This is a genomic window from Synechococcus sp. R55.7, from assembly GCF_047461955.1.
In the GTDB taxonomy this organism is placed as follows: domain Bacteria; phylum Cyanobacteriota; class Cyanobacteriia; order Thermostichales; family Thermostichaceae; genus Thermostichus.
In genome coordinates this window covers 1-1,283 of sequence record NZ_JANSIC010000354.1, presented here as the reverse complement: position 1 = coordinate 1,283, position 1,283 = coordinate 1, and the positions used below count along the sequence as shown (strand labels likewise).

The window sequence follows — 1,283 nt, the reverse complement described above, 5'->3', positions numbered from 1 at the left end:
CTGAAATTGCCCGCGCCCAAGGGATCAACTACTTTCTGCTCTCTTTTACCGACCTGTTTGGGATCCAACGGGCCAAGCTGGTGCCTGCCTCAGTTATCGACTTCATGGCAGAGGGTCAGGCTGGATTTGCCGGGTTTGCTGCCTGGTTGGACTTGACGCCTGCAGACCCCGATGTGTTTGCCCAGCCGGAGCGCGAGCGCTTGTTTCAACTGCCCTGGCAGCCGGAAGTGGCCTGGATGCCTGCCGATCTAATTCAGGTCAACGGGGATCCCTTGCCACAAACCCCCCGCTGGGTATTGAAGAAGGTGTTGTCCCAAGCAGAAGCCATGGGCTTTCAAGTCAAGACGGGGATCGAATGCGAGTTCATGCTTCTGTCGCCCGAAGAGTGGGCCATTTCCGATGAGCGCGACCAGCAGGCCAAGCCCTGCTATGACCAGCAAAGTTTGATGCGGCGTTTTTCGGTGATCCGGGACATCTGCGATGGCATGCAGAAGCTGGGCTGGGATCCCTATCAAAACGATCACGAAGATGCCAACGGCCAATTTGAAATGAACTGGCGGTTTGACGATGCCCTAGTTACGGCTGATCGCCACGCCTTTTTCAAATACATGGTGAAAAGCATTGCCGAAAAGCATGGCTATCGAGCTACCTTCATGCCCAAACCCTTTGCCCATCTGACGGGCAACGGCTGCCACACCCATATTTCTCTTTGGCAGGGGGAGCAAAACCTATTCGCCGATCCCCAAGGGGAATTGGGGCTTTCTCAACTGGCCTATCACTTCATCGGCGGGGTGCTGCACCATGCGCCTGCTTTGTGTGCCCTCACCAACCCAACGGTCAATTCTTATCGCCGCCTCAATGCCCCCGTCACGCTCTCTGGGGCCACCTGGTCTCCCAACACGATCAGCTACAGCGGCAATAATCGCACCCACGCCATTCGGATCCCGGATGCCGGGCGGTTTGAACTGCGTTTGGCCGATGCTGCTGCCAATCCCTACCTTTTGGCTGCCGGTCTCATTGCCGCCGGCCTGGACGGGATCCAACACCAACGGGATCCTGGCCCCCGCTGCGACAACAACACCTACACGGATCCCCTCCCCAATGCCCAAACGTTGCCCGGCTCTCTGGTCGAAGCCCTCAACCATTTAGACCAAAGTACCCTGTTCCGTAGCAGGCTGGGGGATCCCTTTGTGAATGCCTACCTCAAGCTCAAACGCCAACAGTGGCAGGAATACAACCGTCAGATCACGCCCTGGGAGCGGGAAACAACCTTGGATTGCTAG

General features: G+C 57.1%; 1 protein-coding gene. It reads left to right on the top strand.

Going from position 1 to position 1,283, the window contains the following annotated elements:
- Positions 1-1,283, top strand: a 1,283-nt coding sequence (gene glnT, locus NW820_RS12430) for a type III glutamate--ammonia ligase (RefSeq protein ID WP_414407647.1), incomplete at its 5' end; no start/stop codon positions are given.